At 67.6% G+C, this 16,882-nt stretch carries 20 protein-coding genes; 17 read left to right on the top strand and 3 right to left on the bottom strand.

Annotated features, from left to right (window positions below; genetic code table 11):
- Window positions 1-615 carry a lasso peptide biosynthesis B2 protein gene (locus AC0L6G_RS01565; protein ID WP_312204907.1) on the bottom strand — a complete coding sequence of 205 codons (615 nt, stop codon included), beginning with the start codon at window positions 613-615 and terminating at the stop codon, window positions 1-3.
- Between the two features lie 312 nt (window positions 616-927).
- Window positions 928-1,413 (bottom strand): helix-turn-helix domain-containing protein, encoded by a 486-nt coding sequence (locus tag AC0L6G_RS01570; RefSeq protein WP_312204908.1) that lies wholly within the window; start codon window positions 1,411-1,413, stop codon window positions 928-930.
- Between the two features lie 230 nt (window positions 1,414-1,643).
- On the opposite strand from AC0L6G_RS01570, the gene AC0L6G_RS01575 reads away from it, so the two are divergent.
- The 5 genes from AC0L6G_RS01575 (at window position 1,644) to AC0L6G_RS01595 (ending at window position 6,425) form a co-directional block, all read left to right on the top strand.
- On the top strand, window positions 1,644-2,273 hold the full coding sequence (locus AC0L6G_RS01575; RefSeq protein ID WP_312204909.1) for a GntR family transcriptional regulator: 630 nt from the start codon (window positions 1,644-1,646) through the stop codon (window positions 2,271-2,273).
- On the top strand, window positions 2,270-4,144 hold the full coding sequence (locus AC0L6G_RS01580; protein WP_313040550.1) for a type IV secretory system conjugative DNA transfer family protein: 1,875 nt from the start codon (window positions 2,270-2,272) through the stop codon (window positions 4,142-4,144). Before AC0L6G_RS01575 ends, AC0L6G_RS01580 begins: the two co-directional genes overlap by 4 nt.
- Window positions 4,137-4,583: a hypothetical protein gene (locus AC0L6G_RS01585; protein ID WP_312205192.1), complete on the top strand. Its 447-nt coding sequence runs from the start codon at window positions 4,137-4,139 to the stop codon at window positions 4,581-4,583. Before AC0L6G_RS01580 ends, AC0L6G_RS01585 begins: the two co-directional genes overlap by 8 nt.
- Complete coding sequence (gene trbB, locus AC0L6G_RS01590; protein ID WP_312205193.1) at window positions 4,584-5,540, top strand: P-type conjugative transfer ATPase TrbB; 957 nt, start codon at window positions 4,584-4,586, stop codon at window positions 5,538-5,540.
- Between the two features lie 75 nt (window positions 5,541-5,615).
- Entirely contained in the window at window positions 5,616-6,425 is an 810-nt protein-coding gene (locus AC0L6G_RS01595; protein ID WP_313040549.1) for a hypothetical protein, read from the top strand.
- A gap of 15 nt (window positions 6,426-6,440) precedes the next feature.
- Here the strand turns inward: AC0L6G_RS01595 and AC0L6G_RS01600 are convergent, their stop codons facing one another.
- Window positions 6,441-6,608: a hypothetical protein gene (locus AC0L6G_RS01600; RefSeq protein ID WP_313040548.1), complete on the bottom strand. Its 168-nt coding sequence runs from the start codon at window positions 6,606-6,608 to the stop codon at window positions 6,441-6,443.
- Window positions 6,609-7,101: 493 nt separating this feature from the next.
- Between AC0L6G_RS01600 and AC0L6G_RS01605 the strand changes: the two genes are divergently transcribed.
- Genes AC0L6G_RS01605 through AC0L6G_RS01660 form a run of 12 tightly spaced genes read left to right on the top strand, consistent with a single transcriptional unit; the run spans window position 7,102 to window position 16,866 of the window.
- The gene (locus AC0L6G_RS01605; protein ID WP_312205196.1) at window positions 7,102-7,398 is read left to right on the top strand and encodes a TrbC/VirB2 family type IV secretion system protein; all 297 of its coding nucleotides are present in this window, start codon (window positions 7,102-7,104) and stop codon (window positions 7,396-7,398) included.
- Window positions 7,398-7,676, top strand: a complete 279-nt coding sequence (locus tag AC0L6G_RS01610; protein ID WP_312205197.1) for a VirB3 family type IV secretion system protein — start codon at window positions 7,398-7,400, stop codon at window positions 7,674-7,676. The genes AC0L6G_RS01605 and AC0L6G_RS01610 overlap by 1 nt, the downstream gene beginning before the upstream one ends.
- Window positions 7,677-7,683: 7 nt before the next feature.
- The gene (trbE, locus tag AC0L6G_RS01615) at window positions 7,684-10,248 is read left to right on the top strand and encodes a conjugal transfer protein TrbE (RefSeq protein ID WP_313040547.1); all 2,565 of its coding nucleotides are present in this window, start codon (window positions 7,684-7,686) and stop codon (window positions 10,246-10,248) included.
- Window positions 10,148-10,798 carry a TrbJ/VirB5 family protein gene (locus tag AC0L6G_RS01620; RefSeq protein WP_376856243.1) on the top strand — a complete coding sequence of 217 codons (651 nt, stop codon included), beginning with the start codon at window positions 10,148-10,150 and terminating at the stop codon, window positions 10,796-10,798. The genes trbE and AC0L6G_RS01620 overlap by 101 nt, the downstream gene beginning before the upstream one ends.
- A gap of 11 nt (window positions 10,799-10,809) precedes the next feature.
- Window positions 10,810-12,243: a P-type conjugative transfer protein TrbL gene (gene trbL, locus AC0L6G_RS01625; RefSeq protein ID WP_473252746.1), complete on the top strand. Its 1,434-nt coding sequence runs from the start codon at window positions 10,810-10,812 to the stop codon at window positions 12,241-12,243.
- Window position 12,244: 1 nt separating this feature from the next.
- Window positions 12,245-12,928 (top strand): conjugal transfer protein TrbF, encoded by a 684-nt coding sequence (trbF, locus tag AC0L6G_RS01630; protein ID WP_312205881.1) that lies wholly within the window; start codon window positions 12,245-12,247, stop codon window positions 12,926-12,928.
- On the top strand, window positions 12,907-13,920 hold the full coding sequence (locus tag AC0L6G_RS01635; protein WP_313517761.1) for a TrbG/VirB9 family P-type conjugative transfer protein: 1,014 nt from the start codon (window positions 12,907-12,909) through the stop codon (window positions 13,918-13,920). The genes trbF and AC0L6G_RS01635 overlap by 22 nt, the downstream gene beginning before the upstream one ends.
- The gene (locus tag AC0L6G_RS01640) at window positions 13,917-15,065 is read left to right on the top strand and encodes a TraB/TrbI/VirB10 family type IV secretion system protein (RefSeq protein WP_312205496.1); all 1,149 of its coding nucleotides are present in this window, start codon (window positions 13,917-13,919) and stop codon (window positions 15,063-15,065) included. Before AC0L6G_RS01635 ends, AC0L6G_RS01640 begins: the two co-directional genes overlap by 4 nt.
- Window positions 15,062-15,556 carry a S26 family signal peptidase gene (locus tag AC0L6G_RS01645; protein WP_312205497.1) on the top strand — a complete coding sequence of 165 codons (495 nt, stop codon included), beginning with the start codon at window positions 15,062-15,064 and terminating at the stop codon, window positions 15,554-15,556. The genes AC0L6G_RS01640 and AC0L6G_RS01645 overlap by 4 nt, the downstream gene beginning before the upstream one ends.
- Complete coding sequence (locus AC0L6G_RS01650; RefSeq protein ID WP_312205498.1) at window positions 15,550-16,149, top strand: lytic transglycosylase domain-containing protein; 600 nt, start codon at window positions 15,550-15,552, stop codon at window positions 16,147-16,149. Before AC0L6G_RS01645 ends, AC0L6G_RS01650 begins: the two co-directional genes overlap by 7 nt.
- Window positions 16,146-16,433 (top strand): hypothetical protein, encoded by a 288-nt coding sequence (locus tag AC0L6G_RS01655; protein WP_184273263.1) that lies wholly within the window; start codon window positions 16,146-16,148, stop codon window positions 16,431-16,433. Before AC0L6G_RS01650 ends, AC0L6G_RS01655 begins: the two co-directional genes overlap by 4 nt.
- The gene (locus AC0L6G_RS01660; protein WP_184273266.1) at window positions 16,318-16,866 is read left to right on the top strand and encodes a helix-turn-helix transcriptional regulator; all 549 of its coding nucleotides are present in this window, start codon (window positions 16,318-16,320) and stop codon (window positions 16,864-16,866) included. Before AC0L6G_RS01655 ends, AC0L6G_RS01660 begins: the two co-directional genes overlap by 116 nt.
- Window positions 16,867-16,882: the final 16 nt, after the last annotated feature.

Here is a 16,882-nt window from a genome sequence, read left to right on the forward strand (position 1 = left end):
TCAGGCGACCAGAATGGGGGTGAAGCCGAGGACCCGGTCGAGATCGTCGGCGAGCAGGACATCATCGGCCTGTAGCCAGCAATGGGCCATGAAGGGCCATGTCCGTACGCCGAAGACCCAGTCGGCATGGAGGCCCCGGGCGGCGAGCAGCCGACGGAGCATGAAGGCGCGGTGAAGGCACTGGCCCTGGAAGGGCAGCCAGGGAAGGAGCGTGCAGAAGACGCTGACCTGCCGGCGAAGGCGTTCGGACGTTTCCGATCCGTCCGGTGATGCGGCCTGTCGGGGAGAAAGGGGCGCAATCAGTTCTGCGAAAGATCGACCCCGGAAGGCGAAGCCGCCGTCGATCGCGTTCAAAGCCACTGCCAGGGCGTCTGACGCCCGCGGGCTCTGGCAAGGCGACAGGATCTTCGTCGGCGTCCGACACGACGCTCTCTTGACGGTGGGAGGCTGCAGGGTCGCCAGGCCAGCGTGCATGAGGTCCTCCAGGATCTCCGCGTGCGCCAGGACTGCGTCTGTCCGATCGCCAGGCTGAACATGCCCGGCCGCGTCGATCAGGCAGGAATAGGCGTCCTCGCGGGTGTCTAGGACGATGATGTCGCCGCCACGCCAGGCCATGTGGACATGGTCGGGGAGCCAGGCCTGGATGAGCTGTCGGTTATCCATGTGAGCGCTCAGGGTTCGGGCGACCGCTTGAGCGGCCGCCCGTCCTGGTTCACGCCATGGGGACGCGGCTGGGCTGGAACGTCTGTTCCAGGTAGTCGCCCTTGATGTCCTGCTGGGTGAGAACCTTGGCGCTGCCGAAGCTGACGCGCTTGATGGCGGTGGTCTTCATCACAGTCTCCTTGGGTTGATCGCCACGGAGGTGGCGAGCTCAGTGAGCGCCTGCTCTTTCCAAGTTCAAAACTATATCTGGAGTATATTTACACTCTACCGGCCAGGCCTCGGTCGATTGGACATCAGGTCCCGGTTTCCATTCTCCAGCCAGGTTTCTGCGCTTTCCAGATCCCGGCCGTCTTCGATGAGCTTGTCGAACATCTCGGTGACAAGGGCGATCAGGGTGCGGGTGTCCTGGCGCTGGATCCTGTCCCCCATAGCGACGTCGTATTTCTGCAGGGCGATGGTCAGGATGGTGGCGAGTTTGTTGTCGGCGCATCGCCGCGCCATTTCCGGCGAGCCCAGAGCGACGGCCAGGAGAATGGCGTAGGGATCGCTGTCGGTCGCGCCGGCGAACCGGTGGATATGGTCGACGTTGAGCCGGGTGTCTCCGGCCTCGAACCGCTCATAGGTGCGCAGAGCCATGTTCATGGCGTTCGCCGTTTCGGTCGCCGTCATGCCGCGATGACGGCGGATCGCCTTCAGCGCCGCGGACAGGACGTCTCCGTCCCTTGCCGACATGGCCGTGGAGCCTCTCATGGGCGCACCACCTTTCGCGCCCATGGTGACGCTTGGAACGTCGACGATCAATGTTCTTTACGTTTGCCGTGGCCGCATGAAGAGCCGAGTCCGCCGCTTTGTGGCGGATGATCCGCCGTTTCTTGGGGGGCGGCGCGACATTCTGCGGCGAGTTTCTCGTTTCCGGCGTCGCAACTTATTGGCGAGGCGGTTTGGGCCGCCAATAGTCTCCGTTCCGGCAGGAGGCGGATGTGACCCGAAGACGCGATCCCTTCATGCTCGCCCTCGACCAAATCCGTGAACGCGCGGGGGCGGGGCGCTATGTGCCCGGTGAGCCGGTCGTCATCGTCGACGAGGCGCGCCGCCTTGGGCTTTCGACGACGCCTGTCCGCGAAGCCCTGGCCTGGCTTTGCGGAGAGGGCCTGATCGAACGCGCGCCCCAGGGCGGTTTCCTGGCGCCGAGGCTGGACGCAGCGGTGGTCCGCGACCGTTTCGCCTTCCGGCTTCATTGCGTCGCGACAAGCCTGGACCTCATAGCCGATCAAGCGGCGGACCTGGCGGCGAGTCTGACGGCTGCATCGGGCCTGACCCTCGCTGATCGCCTCGACATCCTTGTGCGCAGCGCCGGCAACCAGGTCCTGTTCAACGCCTTCGAGCGGGTCGGCAGGCAGGTTCTGTCGCTGGCGTCGGCGGAAAGGAAACTGTTCCCGGACCTGGTCGAGGAGGCCCTCGGGGTGGCGCGATTGTTCGAAGAGGCCTCGCCTCCGGCGCTGCGCGCCGCCCTCGTCGCCTATCACCAGCGCCGAATGGACGCCGCGCCGCTCCTGATCCTTGAACGGGAAGCCGACCTTCTCCGACCGACTGACGGAGGGAGGGCATGAGACTTCTTCTCGGGGGACTGGTCGTCGGCGTTCTGTTCGGCCTTCAGGCGGCGACCCAGATGTTCGCCTGGACCTATCGATGGGACGAGGCGCTCGGCGTGGGGCTTCATGCAGGACCTGACCTGGTCCTCTATCCGCCATGGTCGATCTTCTCCTGGCGAAGCCGGTTCGGCGCCGAAGCGGAGGTCGGTCTGGTCCGATCAGCGCCTCTCGTCCTTCTGGGAACCGCAGCCGGCCTGGGCCTGGTGGGCCTGTTCGAACAGGGAAGGGTGACGCGCCGCGTGCGCGGCTGGGGCGGGTGGCGGGAGATTCGCCGCGCGGGGCTTCATTGCAGCAACGGCGTGGTCCTGGGCCTCTTCGGCGGACGTGTCCTGGCGACGACGGACCTTCGACCGACCCTTGTCACCGGCGGGACACGGAGCGGCAAGGGACGGGGGCATGTCGTGCCTACGCTCCTCGCCTGGACCGACAGCGTCCTGGTTCATGATCCCAAGGGGGAGCTCTGGGTCGTGACAGCCGGTTGGCGAGCCCGGTTCTCCCACGTCCTCTATCTTAACCCCCGAATGCCGAGTTCGGCCTGTTGGAACCCCCTGGCCGAAATCCGGCCGGGACCTGGAGAACTGGCCCAAGTCCAGAGATTGGTCGCCATCCTGTCCGATCCCGGCGGAGCGCGGGACGAGGAGGCGATCTGGGACAAGGCGGCGTCGGAGATCCTTGAGGCCGTGATCCTGCACGTCCTCTACACGGCGGAGGATCAGGACAAGACCCTGGTCAAGGTTCGTGAACTGCTGGCCGACCTCGATGAGGCGGCCGACGTCATGCTGAAGACCCTGCATCGTCCAGGCCCGGACGGTGAACCGCAGGCCCATCCCTTCATCCAGACGGCGGTGAAGGGCTATGCCGCCATGCATGATCGTTTCCGCACCTCGGTCCAGGGCACCGCCCGCTCCTATCTGAAATGGCTGGCGGGGGAGGATGTGGAGCGGGTCATGTCCGCCTCGGACTTCGCCATGGGCGATCTGATGTGCGCCGAGGCGCCCATGTCCCTCTATATCCAGGTGGCGCCGGCGGATGCGATGGCGCTCCGGCCCCTGGTGCGACTGCTCTTCTACGCTGCGGCCCAGGCCTTGACCGCGGAGGAGAAGCGGGACGCTGCCGGACGGGCCAAGCGCCACAGGCTGCTGATGGTCATGGACGAGTTTCCGCTGTTGGGGCGGCTCGCCTTCTTCGAGAAGTCGCTGCGGCTGATGAGCGGCTACGGGATCAAGGCCATGTTCGTGGCCCAGTCCCTGAACGACATCGTCGAGACCTACGGAGCCCACAACACCATCCTCGACAACTGCCACGTCTATACCGCCTTTTCCGCCCTGGATCCCCTGACCCAGGACAAGGTGTCGAAGCTGACCGGCTCCGTATCCGAGATCCGGACCAGCCGAAGCGCGCCGTCGGGCCTGGCGCCGGGACGGGGCAGCGTGTCCCGTTCAGAGGTCGAGAGGCCCTTGATGGAGCCCGGTGAAATTCGCGCCCTGCCTGACGATGAGCAACTTGTCTTCATCGCGGGGCAACGACCGTTGCGGACGCAGAAGCTCTGCTATGACCGCCAAAAGCCGTTCCGCAGCCGCGCGGGCGCTCCGCCGCCGGATCAGGCGGTTCGTGTCGATGCACCGGGCCGGACGCCTCATCCCTGGCTCGGCCGACGGAGCCTGGGTCGCGACGCCGGCGCGAACCTGCCGCTGTTCAAGGAGGTGGCCGGCGCCATGGACGACAGGAAGGCCGCCGCTCGCGCCGCCGACCTCTATGGGCGGGTGGCCCAGGAGATGGCGGCGCAGCAGGCGGTGCTGGATCAACTGCAAGGAGGGAAAGATGGCTAGAAGGGATGCGGCGGCTACGCGCGTGCAGGTCTATATTAACGACCCCAAGGTGGTCTCGGGCCTCAACCGGGAGGCCAGGGCCGGGCGCATCGCCCTGAGCCAGGCGGCAGGCCAGGCGATCGCCCGCGGCCTGCTCAAAAGCCCAAGGGCGGATCCGGAGGACCGGCTACTGACCCTGGAACGATCGCTGCGCGATCATATGCGATCGACCGGCCGGGACATGCAGATTGTGCAGGAGCTTCTGATAGAGGTCGCCAAGGCCTTCTTCCTGCGCCTGCCGGACGCCTTGGCGGACGAAGACCCCACGGTGCAGGCGGCGGTGGAGCGGCGGATCGAACGTCTTCTGGACGACACCGCCGCTCGCATCGTTTCTGGCCGCCGCGACAGGGATAGGGCCGTGGCCATGAGCGAGCCGACGTCGTTCGCGACCGCCAACTAGGTGGCGGCCCATCCGATCATTGCGGAGCGCAAGCTGGAGGCCCTGCGCCACGCGCTTGGAGCGACAGTCCTTGCAGGCCTGGAGGAGGCGGCAGTGGTCGAGATCCTGGCCAATCCGGACGGCCGACTGATCCTGGACAGGATCGGCGAAGGGCGCTGCGACACCGGGCAGGTCTTGTCGCTGGAAGCCCGGGAGCGGGCGATCAGGCTGATTGCGGACTATGTCGGCGAGACGGTGACGCGAGAGAATCCGCGACTTTCGGGCGTCCTGCCCGAGACGGGAGAGCGCTTCCAGGCAATGCTGCCGCCGGTCGCCGCCGGGCCGGCCTTCTCCATCCGCAAGCGTCCGGCGGTGATCTGGCGGCTCGACGACTATGTGCGCGACGGCGTGATGAGCGGGGCTCAGGCCGAGGCTTTGCGCGTTGCAGCGAGAGATCGTCTCAACATATTGATTTCTGGAGGAACAGGATCGGGAAAGACGACCCTGGCCAACGCCGTCCTGGCGGAGCCGGCCTTCGCCGGGGACCGGGTCTTTCTCATCGAGGATACGCCTGAACTGCAGTGTTCGGCATGGGACGTCGTGTCGGTCGTGACACGTCGCCAACCGAAGGCCATCGGCGTGGCAGACCTTGTTCGCGACGCCCTGCGCATGAGGCCGGATCGGATCGTCATCGGCGAAATGCGCGACGGGGCCGCTGCGCTTGAAACCCTCAAGAGCTGGAACACGGGCCATCCCGGTGGTCTGTCTACGGTCCACGCCAACTCCGCGATCGAAGCGCTCCGCCGTATGGAGGACCTGATCGGCGAGGTCGCGAGCCAGGTTCCCCATCGCATGATCGGCGAGGCGGTGAAATGCGTCGTCCATATCCGCCGCACGTCGTCAGGCCGCCGGGTCGAGGCCGTGGTCGAGGTTCTCGGCTATGCAGACGGCGACTATCGGGTCCGCGACCTCGCATGATCACCCGGTGGTGGATGGCCTGTCTTTCGATCCAGGCCCTCGACCCGCGCAGCTTGGCTGTGATAGCGCGGTTATATGTCCAGCCAGCCGATTGCCTATACCGATCCCGCTCGTGAACTCGCAGAGCTATGCGGGCGCCTTCAAGTCCGCACGGATATGGCCGGAGAGACGTTTCTGGCGGAGAAGTTCGGGGTTCAGCCCTGGTCCAAGGATTTCTTCCAGATCCTCTTCGTCATTGCCGAGCGATGCGCGCTCCTGCAGTCGATTGTTGAGACGCTCGAGATCGACGATGACTATCGCGCCGGTCTGGTCGCCAACATTGCCGACATCATGGAGGCTTTTTCCTCAGGTTCGACGCGTAACCCTTGGCAGAACTACGGATACACCAAGGTCGGGGAGGTGAACGTCGGCCCTCTGAAGGCCATCTCCGGACTGGTGCGCCAGCAGGTCGCCTATCGCAAGCTGTCGGACGCCGAGATCGCCGAACTGGAGGAGCAGGTGGCCGCCCTGTTGACCTGGCTGCAGGAGCATCAGTTGGCCGAACAGGACTTCATCAGGCAGTCGCTGATGGAGGGACTGGAACACATGCGTTTCCGCATGGCGCGCCTGACATGGCTGGGTTGGGGTTATACGCTCGAGTCCCTTCGCGAGGTGATCGCCGCCTACATGTTGCTCGAGCGCAGCGGCGTTGATCCCACGCAGAATCCTGAAGCTGCGGCCATGCTTCAGAAGGTCGGTGCGGTCATCAAGACGCTTTACGAGAAGGTGTCGGCCGCCAAGTCCGTGGCCGAGACCGGAGACTGGCTGGTCCGGGCCTATGGCGCGGGCTCCCTGATGTATCACACTGGCAAGCCCGTCGTTCGGGCCCTGATTGGGACCGGCTGACCTCCCGACGCGCCCTCAGGCGATGAGGGCGCTCATCAGCCACTGCTTGAACGCAGCCGCGTCGGCAGCCGTCTCGAAAGCATAGTTGTCGCCCTTGGCGTGGCGCCAGTTGTCGCCGGGACGCTGTTCCAGCCAGGCCAGAATGCGAGCGCGCGCCTCCGGCTCGCGATCCGGCATGCTCATGGTGATGCTCCTGCCCTTGACCCTGGCGTATTCGATCGGCGTCAGTCGTTTCATGGGGACTGGAAGACAGCTGTTCGGCCTTGGCGCCAATGCGGCGGGGCGGGTTCTCAACAGGCGCACGGCGGTTCTTCCCAGGTCAGACATCTGTCGATCTCGCGCCCGTCCGGACCGACTGGAAGATCACGCGGGGGCGATGGCGATGATCTCTGCGCGCATGTGAGTGAGGCGTCTGACGCCGCAAGCCGCAGGGACGGGCGTTCTGCGCAAGTCGGCTCAAGTCGCAAGTCGGGTGCTTCGGATCGGGCGCGGGCAAGTCGGATCGACGTATCGAGAAGTCATGAGAAACTTGTTCAAAAGTCGTATTTAACTCGCTGATTTTTATTGAAAAATGTCGTTGACAATCTGTGGATTGTTTTGCTTGCAATGAGTCGCGGCGCGCTGAAATGCGCTGGGACCAGGGAGGCGGATCATGACACGGAGAGTAGGAAGGCGCTTGTTCGGCGCGGTTGTTACATGCGGTTGGCTGGCGGCGGGCGCCGCCGTCGCGGGCGGATCGGGCATGCCTTGGGAGGGGCCCATCCAGCAGGTGGTTCAGTCGATCACCGGGCCGGTTGTTCAGGCCGCGGCAGTGATCGCCGTCGTCCTGTTCGGCATCGGCGTCGCCATGAGTGAAAGCGGGTCCTCCATGCGCCGGGCCCTGGGCATCCTGTTCGGCCTGACCATCGCCTTCGCCGCTTCGACCTTCTTCCTCGACTTCTTCGGCTTCGCCGGCGGGGCGGAGATCGGCTGATGGCCCGCACGGTCGACAATCTGCGGCCCGACGGATGGGATCTGCCGGTGGCCCAGGCCCTGGTCGAGCCCGTGCTGATGGCGGGCATGCCCCGGGACTACGCCGTGCTCATGGGCACGACGGCCATGGTCCTGGGCCTGGCCCTGCGCATCTGGTGGCTGGGCCTATTGTGGTGGGCCGTGGCCCATGCGGTCGGTCTGTGGGCGGCCCGCGCCGATCGGCGCTTCTTCGACGTCCTGCGGCGGCATCTGGCCCTGCCCGGGCATCTGGACGCCTGAGGCTGTCATGCGCTTTCTCGATGAACATCGTCGGCGTCCGAACTGCCTGGCGGACCATCTGCCCTGGGCCGCCCTGGTCTCGCCGGGCGTGATCCTGAACAAGGACGGTTCATTCACCACCGCCTTTCGGTTTCGAGGGCCGGACCTGGAGTCCTCGACGGACGAGGAGCTGATGGCGGTTCGGGCGCGGCTGAACAACGCCCTGAAACGCCTTGGAACGGGCTGGTGCCTGCATGTGGAGGCGCGGCGAAGACTGGCGGGAGCCTATCCCGAAAGCGATTTCGAGATGGAGGCGGCCTGGCTGGTCGACGCCGAGCGGCGCGAGCGTTTCGAGGCCGCAGAACCGGCCTATGAGACGGACTATCGGCTGGCCCTGACCTGGCTGCGGGCCGCCGACGAGACCCGGCGGCTGGAAAGGTGGCTATTCGACGGCCTGGCCAGGGGCGGACAGGACTGGCGCCAGGCCCTGGCGACCTTCCGGCGGGGGGCCGATGCGACCTTTGATCTTCTGGCGGACGCCCTTCCGGAGATCGCGCCGCTCGAGGATGCGGACCTGCTGACCTGGCTGCACGCCTGCGTCTCGCCGAACGCCCATCCCGTTCAGCCGCCGGAGACGCCCGTCTTTCTCGACGCCTGGCTGGCCGATGCGGGCCTGACGGGCGGCGTGGCGCCGCGGCTGGGCGATCAATGGCTCAGGACGGTGTCTGTGCGCGGCCTGCCTTCGGCGACCCGCCCTGGACTGCTCGACGCCCTCGGCGCCTTGCCCTTCGCCTATCGCTGGACCGCGCGCTGGATCGGCCTCGACAAGGCGGAGGCCGAACGGGAGATCGTCAAGCTGCGCAAGCGCTGGTTCGCCAAGCGCAAGGGCGTCGGCGCCCTCCTCAGGGAGGCGATCACCCGAGAGGAGCAGCCCCTGGTCGACACCGACGCGGCCTCGAAGGCCGAAGAGTGCGACGGGGCCCTGGAGATGCTCGGGGCCGAGGTCTGCGCCTTCGGCTATCTGACGCTGACGGTCACGATCATGGATCCGACAAAAGAAGGCGCGGAGGCCAGGGCGCGAGCGATCGAGGCGGCGCTCAACGCCCAGGGACTGACGGCGCGGGTCGAGGACCTCAACGCGGTCGAGGCCTGGCTCGGCTCCCTGCCGGGCGAACCCTATGCCGACGTGCGCCGCCCCCTGGTCTCGACCCTCAACCTGGCGGATCTCCTGCCGGTCTCGGCGGTCTGGGCCGGGCCGTCGCGGGACGCCTGCCTGGACGGGCCGCCTCTGGCGACTGCGCGGACGACGGGCTCCACGCCCTTTCGTCTCGTGCTCCATGTCGGCGACGTCGGCCATGCCATGGTCGTGGGGCCTACGGGATCCGGCAAGAGCGCGCTGCTGTCCTTCCTGGCCCTGCAGTGGTTTCGCTATCCCGGCGCCCGGGTGATCTTCTTCGACAAGGGACGCTCGGCGCGGGCGGCCACCCTGGCGGCCGGCGGACGCTGGCGGGCGCTGGAGCCGGGGCAGGCCTTTTCGCTCCAGCCTTTGGCCGGGATCGACCGGGAGGATGAACGCGCCTGGGCCGCGGAGTGGATCGCCGAGACGGTGCGCCAGGCCGGTCTGGAGCCGACGCCTTCCGTCCGGGAAGAGATTTGGGCGGCCCTGAAGGCTCTCGGCGCAGCGCCGCGGGAACAGAGAAGCCTGACGGTCTTCTGCGCCCTGGTCCAGAACAAGGCGGTCGCTGCCGGCCTGGAAGCCCTGACCCTCAAAGGGGCTCATGGCGGCCTCCTCGACGGGGCGGGAGACGATCTGGAACCGAGCCGGTTCGACACCTTTGAGCTGGAAACCCTGATGGCGACGCCCTCGGCGACGGCGCCGGTCCTGTCCGCCCTGTTCCACCAGCTTGAACGCAGTTTCGACGGACGACCGACCCTGCTGGTGCTGGACGAGGCCTGGCTCTTCCTCGGCGAGACGGGGTTTGCGGCCAAGATCCGCGAATGGCTCAAGACCCTGCGCAAGAAGCGGGTCTGCGTGGTTTTCGCGACCCAGAGCCTGGACGACGTCGCGGCCTCGCCGATCGCCGCCACCCTGATCGAATCCTGTCCGACCCAGGTCTTCCTGCCCAATCCACGGGCGCTCGAGCCCTCGTCGGCGGACCTCTACCGCGGCTTCGGCCTGAACCGACGCCAGCTGGAGCTGATCGCCTTTGCGACGCCCAAGCGCGCCTACTACTGGCGCCAGCCCCAGGGCCGTCGGCTATTCGACCTGCGTCTGTCGGGCGTGGCCCTGGCCCTGTGCGGCGCCGGATCGTCCGATGACCAGGCCCTCATCGATGCTGTGCTCGCGCGATCCGGCGAGGCCGGCTTCGCCCGTCAATTCCTCAAAGCCAAGGGAGTACGAGATGTGGATTCCGTTTTCGACGCCTTCGCCGCGTCGCCGCTTGCGGCTGAATGGACTCGTCAGCCTCGGCCTGGCGGCCGCGGCGCTGGTCATGGCGGCGCCGGCCCAAGGCCAGCAGGTCGTGTTCGACCCGCGCAATCACATGGAGAATGCGCTCCAGGCGGCGCGCCAGCTCGAGAGCCTCGCCAATGAGGCGCGCGGCCTGGCGGCATCGCCCTACAGCCATCTGACCCGCAACAGCCAGGCCCTGCAGGACATGGCCGAGCTGGCCCGCACCGCCCGGGGGTTGGCGACCTCGGTCAGCGGATTGGAGCGGCAGTTCGAGGACCTCTATCCCGAGGATCTGTCAGGAGCCGACGCCGCGCGCCTGCTCGAACAGGGCCGCAGACGCGCCGAGACGGCGCGTCGCACGGCGGGAGACCTGGCGCGGACCGCCGCCGAACTGGAGCGGCTGGGGCAGGGACGCGGCGAGCGCGTCTCCGGGGCCCTCGGAGCCAGCCAGACCGCCCAGGGGCAGACGGCGGCCGTCCAGTCGACGAACCAGATGCTGGCGGTGCTGGCCGAGGACCTTGCTGCGTTGAGAGTCGTCATGCTGGCTCAGGCCCGCCTGCTGTCCGAGGGGGCCGCACGCGACGCCGCCGAGCGGGCGGCGGGAGCCGAGGCGCGGCGCCGGTCCTGGGGCCGTCCAGTCGCGGTCCCGAACCCGCCAGCCTTCGATCCCCTGTCGAACGCCCGGAACTGAGGAGCAGGACGATGGCGACCTCGGTCGGCGTGGAGACTCCAAACGAACTGATGGCGGTCTTCTCTAACACGGTCTCAGCGGGCTTCAGCGCCTTGCAGGGCCCGGTCAACGGCGTCTTCGGGCTGATGATCGTCCTGGTGACGGCCCTGACCGGGATACAGTGGGCCCTGTCGTCCAATCGGGAGGTCCTGGCCTCGGGCTTTGGCAAGGTCTTGCTGATCGGGGCCTTCGCCTGGTTGATCAACGACTGGCAGGCCCTATCGGAGACCTTCTATGCGGGCTTCCTGGAGCTTGGGCTGACGGCCGGCGGCGGCGATCTGAGCCGGGCCGACTTCCTCAACCCCGGCGCCATCCTCGCGGAGGGGTGGCGTATCGTGAAGGCTCTGGGAGATACGCCGGCGCCCGTCGAGAACCCGCTCGACATCGCCGGCAACCTAACCGACGCCCTGATCCTCGGCCTGGCCATGATCGGCATCATGCTGGCCTTCGCGGTCCTGGCCCTGCAGATCATCGTCTCCCTGGTCGAGTTCAAGATCGTCACCCTGGGCGGCTTCATCCTTCTGCCCTTCGGCATATGGAGCAAGTCCGCCTTCCTGGCTGAGCGGCCGCTGGGCTATGTCGTCTCTTCCGGGCTCAAGGTCCTGGCCCTGGCCATCGTCGTGTCGGGCGCGCGCACGATCTTCGATCAGCTCCAGCCGTCGGCCAATCCCGACATCTACGAAGCCCTGACCATACTGGTCGCCGCCATCCTCCTGTCCATGCTGGCCGTCTTCATTCCAAACCTGGCCTCGGCCCTGGTTACGGGCGGTCCGGCCCTCGGCGCCGGCGCGCTGGCGACCGGCGGCCTGGCGGTCGGGGGAGCCGGCCTTCTGTCGGGGGCGGCCCTGGTCGGAGCAGGAAGGCTGGCGGCCGGAGCAGGGGCTCGCATGGCGGGATCCGCTCGCGCCGCATCGGGCGCGGGATCCGGAAGATCCGCTCCGCCTGCGTCGTCGTCCTCGCCTTCGCCGCCGCCGCCGCCGCCACCGTCCGGGCCGACCCGTCCCGGCGGCGCTCCGGGCGCTCGTTCAGAACCGAGGCCTGGACGAAATGAAGCGGGTGATCGTGCGCCTAGCGGCGCTGGGCAGGCACGGCCGGCAAGCCCCCCGGAGGCTGAAGGGGGAGGCGGAGCTGTGGACATCGAGTCTCTCCACGACGCCGCGCGCCGGGACGCGCCTGGGGAGCAGAGGTCTGCCCGCACGCCCGCGAAGATCGCCAGGGAGGCGGAAGCGGCCCGCGCTGACTTTCACAGGGCGGCGGCGGTGGACGAAACGATTACGAAAGGCCCGCGTCCGAACCGATCCGCCGCCTTGCAGGCCTTTTTCCTCGCCAACGCCGGGCGTGGGTTGATGCCGTCCATGGAGACCAGCGGAACCCTCTCGCCATCCCTCAAGACCGAGGAGCCCTGAGATGCACCCCTTCTTCCGACCGAAACGGGCCCTGACCTCAGTCCCCGAGGCGACGCCCTATCAGCGCGCCGCCCAGGTCTGGGACGACCGGATGGGCCTGTCGCTCGCCCACGCCCGCAACTGGCGACGCATGGCCCTGGCCAATCTCGCCCTAGCCGCCTTCCTCGGGGCGGGCTGGTGGGTCCAGGCGGATCGGGCCGTGGTCAAGCCTTTCGTGGTCGAGGTTTCGGACTGGGGCGAGACCCAGAGGATCACCGCCATAGGCGGGCGTTATGAGCCGACGGAAGCCCAGGTCGGGCATGCGCTCGGCGGCTGGATTCGCGACGTACGCTCCAAGAGCATCGACCCCATCGTCATCCGGCAGAACTGGCTGCGGGCCTACGACCTGATGACGCCGAAGGCCGCCGCCTTCCTCAACGCCTGGGCCCAGACCCACGATCCTTTCACGGAAGTCGGCAGGGAGGCGGTCAATGTCGAGGTCCTCAATGTGGTGCGCCGCACGGAGCGAACCTATGACCTGCAATGGCGCGAGACCCGTTTCGTGAACGGGCAGCAGGCCGGGAGCGCGCGCTGGCGCGCCCTGATCACCACAGGCCTGCAACCGCCCCGCACCGAGGCGGAGCTGATGAAGAACCCCCTGGGATTGAAGATCGAGGACGTATCATGGACTCCCGACGCCTCCTGACCCCCGTGTCCGCGCTTGCGGCCGTCGCATGGCTGCCGTCCGGCTGCGCCGCGCTGGCGGGCCTGGACGCGTCTTCTACGGACATCGCGCCGCCGCCCGCCGCCGTCGAGCGGAAGGCGGGCGAGCGGTCCGATGCTGAGCTCGTCATTGTCGAGCCGTTAGGGACGGCAGGGGTCTCAACGGAAATCCCCTACCTGGCGGCGGTCGCGACACAGCCGGAACGGGCGGTTCCGCCAAGGAGCGGACAGAGCGGCCGCGCCGCCATAGCGATCGCCAACCAGGCGGCGCGGGCGCCTTCCCGAACGGACGGCTTCGTGGGCGGGGTGCAGGTCTTTTCCTGGTCCCTGGGCCGGGTGTTCGAGGTTTGGACGGCGCCCTTGCGGGTCACCACGCTCACGCTCGGGGAAGGCGAGGTCCTGGTATCGAAGGCGGCCGGGGACACGGTTCGATGGCAGATCGGCGAGACCACGTCGGGCGCAGGCGCGGCGCGCCGGACCCATGTTCTCCTGAAGCCGCTCGAACGGGGGCTGGAGACCAATCTCGTCCTGACCACCAATCGCCGCGTCTATCTCCTGGACCTCAGGAGCGGGGCCGCCGAGGCTTTCAATATGGCCGTCGCCTGGGAAGAGGATTCGGTCGGGGAGGGGCAGGGCGCAGGCGATGTCGAGGCCCCGGACCCGCACCTGAGGCCGTCAGGCCCGCTTGATGCGCGCTATCGTATAGAGCCGCAGGGACGCCGCGCGCGCTGGACGCCGTTGTCCGTCTTCAACGACGGTCGACGCACCTTCATCGTCTTCGGCGACGCGCTCCAGATCGACGAGGCGCCGGTCCTCTTCGTTCTGGCGCCGGATGGAGAAGCCCAGCTGGTCAACTACCGGCAGAAGGATGGTCTCTTCGTGGTCGATCGGTTGTTTGATCGCGCCGAACTGCGCCTGGGCGGACGAAGGCCCCAGGTGGTGCGGCTCCATCGCCTTGGGGGAGAAGGGCGATGACCGACTTCAACCGCCTTGATGCGAACGCTTCTGACGGGCCTGCGCCCAAGGAGCCGCCTCCGGGGCTTTCCCTGCGCGCGCCCCGCCCGCCGGTGATCCGGTTGCGCCGGTCCGTGGTCCAGATGGTGGTCATGGCCGGTGCGATCTTGGTCTCGGGATCCCTGGCCTGGGCCTTGGTGGTCCAGCCGGAACTTCGGGCCGACGCCCGGGAGCGGGAGGCTGAAAAACGTCCTGAACAGGGGCGGGGCGTGGTGCGGCCGACCGAAGTCGTCACCCGACAGCCTTCGAGTTACGACCGCTTGCCGGAACCCAGGATCGGCGACCCTGTCGAGCGCCCAGAGGCTTCGTCTCCTGCGCCCGCCTATGTTCCGCGCGCCCATGGGGCGCCGCTGATGCAGACCAGAGCGACCGCGAGCGGCGCGGAGCAGGCGGCGCGTTCAGGGCTCTTCTTCGAGGCGCCGGGCAGAACGAGATCGGACGGCGAGGCCCAGGGCGCCGAATCCGCCGTGGCTGCGGCGCCCGGCAGGCGTCGGAGCGATGACTACAACGGTCACGCCCTTGTCGCGCCTCGCTCGCCCTTCGAACTCAAGGCCGGCGCCGTGGTGCCCGCGGCCCTGCTGACGAGCGTCGACACGGCTCGCGCCGGGCCCGTGGTCGCCGCCGTGACCCAGAACGTCTTCGACACGGTGACAGGGCGACATTTGCTGATTCCACAGGGGGCGCGGCTTCTGGGTCGTCATGAGGGCGAAAGCGCCTATGGAGACCGCCGCGCCTTCCTGGTCTGGGATCGCCTGATCCTGCCGAACGGCAAGAGCCTGGTGCTGGACGGCGAGCCAGGCGTGGATGCCCAAGGCGCGGTCGGCGTGCGAGGGCAGGTCGACCGTCGAATATTTCCTCTCCTGATCGGCACGCTCTTCGCCGGCGCCGTCACCACCCTGGGACAGATGGCGAGGGATGACGGCGGGCGGAATCCGGGCGGATGGCTTGGAGACGCCGGGGATGCGGCCGCCATCGAGGGGGCGCAGGTCGGCGGCCGTCTGGTGGATCGCGAACTGGAGGTGCGGCCCTCGATCCGGCTTCGTGCGGGAGCGCCGGTTCAGGTCCTGATCACGCGCGACCTGATCCTGGAGCCCTACCAGCCATGACCCGCAAGGCGATCCTCGCGGGCGCGACGGCGGGCCTCGTCCTTCTCATAGCCCTGGCTGCGAGCGGAGTCGGGAGGGCGCATGTCCTGATCAATGAAAGTCCGAGCCTGCCCCGCGGTCTCTATCTGCGGTGGGGAGAGCGGATCGAACGCGGCTCCATCGTGGCCGTGGGCCAGCCTGTAGAAGTCAGGGCCTATCTGGCTCGGCTGGGGATGCCGGCTGAGGTCCTGCTGCTGAAGCGCGTCGCGGCGGCTGGCGGAGACACGGTGTGCGTCGAGGGCGGCGTCCTCCAGACGCCTGGACGTCGTGTGTCGACGCGCGCCCACGACGGACAGGGCGAGGCCCTCCGGGTCTGGGAAGGGTGCCGCTCCCTGGAGCCTGACGAACTCTTCCTGCTGGGCGACACGCCGGGAAGCTTCGACAGCCGCTACTTCGGCCCTGTGAAACGGGGGGCGGCCAAGGGAAACTATCGGGAGATTCTGACGTGGTGAGATCTGTGCTGCTGGCGGTCCTGATCCTGGGCGCGCCCGCCTCCGTACACGCTCAAGAGATCGACTGGAACCGGGCCGGCGGCGATCTGTTCGGCCGTCCGATCGAGGCGACGGAAAGCCTGCCGGTCGCGGGCGAAGGCCCACGCCTTATGCCGTTGAGCCAGCCTTTCGCAGAGGCGGTGGCTGCGGCGGCGGAGCGGCATGGCCTGGATCCGAAGCTGCTTCACGCCCTGGTTCTCACGGAGAGCGCCTATCGTCCAGACGCGCGTTCGCCCGCTGGGGCGGGCGGCCTGACCCAGCTCATGCCGGCCACGGCGCTCGAGCTGGGCGTGAGGGATCGGTTCGATCCTGTTGAAAACCTTATGGGAGGCGCCGATTATCTCGCGCGGCAGATCGTCAGGTTCGGGGATCTTCGCCTGGCCCTGGCGGCCTACAACGCCGGTCCCGGCCGGGTCGCTCGCCTCGGCCGCATTCCGGAGATCGCCGAGACCCGCGCCTATGTCGCCACGGTCGTGGACTGCTACCTCGCCCTGACGGCGGGCCGGCGTCTGACGAGTTCGCGGCAATGCGCGTCGGTTGAGGGCGGGCGATGATCCCCGATCGCGACATCGACGAGGTGGAGGCCACGCTGGCGGACGGCGACGAGGATCTCCTGACGCGGGCGGAGGCCTCCGCCTTTCTCGGCCTGTTCGGAATCCGGATGAAGCCGGCGACCCTGGCCCGCCTGTGGTCCACGGGGAATGACGGTCCGCCGTGTCGGCATGTCCGCTCGAAACCCCACTATCCGCGCGGCCTGCTTCGGGACTGGGCCAGGTCCCAGATCACTGAGGTCAGGACCGGGGCGCCGGCCGCTGCAAGAGGGCGTCGTCGTGGTTGAACGCCGGACCTTTGATCCAGAAGGCGATCATCCTGAGGCAGGCGGGAAGGAAGATCGTCTGCTTCCATGGAAGCAGGTGAAGGACGTGGTCGGGTTGAGCCGGTCGACGGCGTGGCGGCTTCAGCGAATCGGAGACTTCCCCGAGCCGGTCCGGATATCGCTCAACCGGGTAGGGTGGTGGGAAAGCGAACTCACGGCCTGGAAGGAAAGTCGCAAATCCCGCAAGCCGCTGAGGCCGAGATTCCTTTCGGCGCCGCGAGCGCCTCGGCTGATTGAAACAGCGCGCTCGTCGCGCACGCCGCCGGATTTCACGCCGAAGTCGACAGCGACTGCGACTGCGACTGCGGCGCCATCATCTCACGCAGGTAGTTCGGCGCGACGGCGTCGAGGTACAGCCAAGGCGTCGAGCAACCAGATTGACTTCGGATTCTAGGACCGTGAGCCATGAA

Source organism: Brevundimonas sp. D3-1P, assembly GCF_055809335.1.